This window comes from Catenibacterium sp. GCM10023432 (genome assembly GCF_042651925.1).
GTDB classification, from domain to species: Bacteria; Bacillota_I; Bacilli_A; order Erysipelotrichales; family Coprobacillaceae; genus Catenibacterium; species Catenibacterium mitsuoka.
In genome coordinates this window covers 1-2,732 of the sequence record NZ_JBHSEB010000071.1, presented here as the reverse complement: position 1 = coordinate 2,732, position 2,732 = coordinate 1, and the positions used below count along the sequence as shown (strand labels likewise).

Genomic DNA, 2,732 nt, shown 5'->3' with positions numbered 1-2,732 from the left:
CGTCCTGCGGGGGTTCGAATCCCTCAACCTGCGCCATTGAATGTTACTCAGGAGAAATCCTGAGTTTTTTTATATTCTGATTAAGGAGGTATTTCATGATATTTTAGAAAGAATTACAATTGAATCAGAAAAGCTCTAAAGAGTTAATTAGAAACAGTCAAACCACAAAAGAGAAACTATATCACATAGCAGTTTATCTTTTTAAAATTGCAATCACAGTGGCATTCTGCTTTCTCTTTATAACATTATTTAGTATTTTATTTTGGAATGAGAATAGTATTGTTGGAGTGGTTGTTCTCTTATGTATTATGGCATCTATACAGGCGCACTTTGAAATTCATGCAGGACAACCTACAGTGCTCTTGCGTTATATTTCATTAATATGACTGTGTGTTCACACCTGGCTATTAAACTCCCACCAGTCGTAGGAATGCTGGTAAATATTGCTGCATTAGCTCTATTAGTATTCCTAGGATGTCATAATCCATCTATGTTCAATCAATCAACGCTTGTTCTAGGATATTTATTATTATATGGTTATGACGTATCTGGAAAGAGTTATTTGATGAGACTTTCTGGAATGGCTGTAGGTGAAGTTCTTATCTGTATCGTATTCTATCGAAACCATAAGCATAGAACTTATAATAAGCATGTAATGCATTTATTACAAGAATTTGATCTTTCTTCTACTAGAACAAAATAGCAGCTATGTCAGATTATCTGTGTGCCGGTTGTAATATGTATAGCTGAACTTTATGCTATGTGGTCTGGTATTGCCGCAATGTCTGTGATCTTACCACTTATGGACGATATGCAATATAGAGTACGTAAAAGAATTATTGGAAATATTGCGGGTGTTCTATGTTTTTACAGTATTATTTTTCTTGCTTCCTTCACCAATCTATGCATTTATCGGTGTCATTGGTGGCATCGGTGTAGGGTTTTCTACAAAATATAGCGGGCAGGCTGTCTTTAATGCATTTGGTGCATTAGCTATTGCGACAGAACTATATGGATTAAAGGGTGCAGTAAGCTTAAGATTAATCCAGAATATATTTGGTGTTGTCTTTACATTGTTATTCTGTATTATTCTTCATTGGTTTGTATCAAGAATTAAAGTAAAAGAAGTATTATAGGATATAATGAATTCAGAAACCTGTTTTGACATAAGGACGAACGTAAATGTACGTTCTTTTTATCTTGCATATATTTAATAGTTTTCGATATGAAAATAATATGTAGATAAGTATAATTAAAAAAGAGGGTAGAGATAGAAGATTGATTATTATTAAAAATAAGCTTGTTAGTAGTGACATGCTTACTTGCAAGTTTAGTAGGAGAAATATATTGGATCTGTTCCTCATGATACATTATATCTAACGACAATGTCTCAATATGCATCTGCTATAAGAATGACATGTGCAATATTGCTGGTTTTTACACATAGGGATAGTTTTAGTACATCTCTTTTATAATATGCATAAATAAGTGTTTTGAGGCAGTTTTGTATATATATGACAACTGTTTGTGTATAATGTGTTTTGCAGCTTAGAGAAGCGATATACGAGGAGAAATAACGATGAGAACAGAAATGGTTGAATTAACTAATCTCTGCATGATTAAAGATGGAGATAAGTATTTACTGCAGAATAGAGTTAAGAAAGATTGGCAGGGTTATACATTCCCTGGAGGACATATAGAACCTGGAGAATCAATTGTACAATCTGCAATAAGAGAAGTAAAAGAAGAAACAGGTTTAATTATGAAGAATCCTCGTTTAGTAGGAGTAAAACAATTCTGGGTAAAATCGGGTAGATATATTGTATTTTTATTTTCAGCAACTAAATTTAGTGGTGATTTAAGAGGCAGTAATGAAGGTGAAGTAGGGTGGTTTACCAAAGAAGAGATGAAAAATATCCATTTAGTGAATCATTTTTTTGAACATTTGGACGTTTTTGAAGGGGAATATTCAGAGTATATCTATGAATCTGAAGATTCTATTAAGATTTACTAAAAAAAGTTAGCTAAAAAAACATTGATATATAGTGCATATTTTATAAACTTAAAAAATAGTTTAAAAAAAGGGTTGCAAAACCTTTGGATTCATTGTATATTATACAAGCAATCTCGATTGCGAAGTGCCCTGGTGGCGAAACTGGTAGACGCACAGGACTTAAAATCCTGCGGACTTCAAACTCCGTGCCGGTTCGATTCCGGCCCAGGGCACCATCTATTTATTAACTCAGTGTACTGAGTTTTTATTAGGACTTAGAAATGAAAATAAGTCTTGACAAAGACATGATGATTTGACAAAATAATTAAGCATCACAAACGCGCCAGTAGCTCAACTGGATAGAGTACTTGTCTACGGAACAAGGGGTTACGGGTTCAATTCCTGTCTGGCGCGCCATCTAACGGGAAGTAGCACAGCTTGGTAGTGCACCTGGTTTGGGACCAGGGGGTCGCAGGTTCAAATCCTGTCTTCCCGACCATTTGAAATGGGGCCTTAGCTCAGCTGGGAGAGCGCCTGCTTTGCACGCAGGAGGTCAGGAGTTCGATCCTCCTAGGCTCCACCAATTTAATTAATCATATACATGGCGGGATAGCTCAGTTGGCTAGAGCATTCGGTTCATACCCGGAGTGTCGGGGGTTCAAATCCCTTTCCCGCTACCATTTGATTAAAAATACTCTGATAGATGAGGACCCTTAGCTCAGTTGGTTAGAGCCACCGG

General features: G+C 35.8%; 1 protein-coding gene, 5 tRNA genes and 1 pseudogene. All 7 read left to right on the top strand.

Annotated features, from left to right (window positions below; all coding sequences use genetic code 11):
• Window positions 1-119 precede the first annotated feature (119 nt).
• The 7 genes and pseudogenes from ACFOZZ_RS09135 to ACFOZZ_RS09105 all read left to right on the top strand — a co-directional run bounded on the left by ACFOZZ_RS09135 (window position 120) and on the right by ACFOZZ_RS09105 (window position 2,673).
• A pseudogene (locus ACFOZZ_RS09135) lies at window positions 120-1,136 on the top strand (FUSC family protein).
• 443 nt (window positions 1,137-1,579) lie between these two features.
• The gene (locus ACFOZZ_RS09130) at window positions 1,580-2,014 is read left to right on the top strand and encodes an 8-oxo-dGTP diphosphatase (RefSeq protein WP_055289186.1); all 435 of its coding nucleotides are present in this window, start codon (window positions 1,580-1,582) and stop codon (window positions 2,012-2,014) included.
• Window positions 2,015-2,140: 126 nt separating this feature from the next.
• Window positions 2,141-2,229 (top strand) — tRNA-Leu (locus tag ACFOZZ_RS09125).
• A gap of 104 nt (window positions 2,230-2,333) precedes the next feature.
• Window positions 2,334-2,410, top strand: a tRNA-Arg gene (locus ACFOZZ_RS09120).
• A 5-nt stretch (window positions 2,411-2,415) separates the two neighbouring features.
• A tRNA-Pro gene (locus tag ACFOZZ_RS09115) sits at window positions 2,416-2,492 on the top strand.
• Between the two features lie 8 nt (window positions 2,493-2,500).
• A tRNA-Ala gene (locus ACFOZZ_RS09110) sits at window positions 2,501-2,576 on the top strand.
• A gap of 20 nt (window positions 2,577-2,596) precedes the next feature.
• Window positions 2,597-2,673, top strand: a tRNA-Met gene (locus tag ACFOZZ_RS09105).
• Window positions 2,674-2,732: the final 59 nt, after the last annotated feature.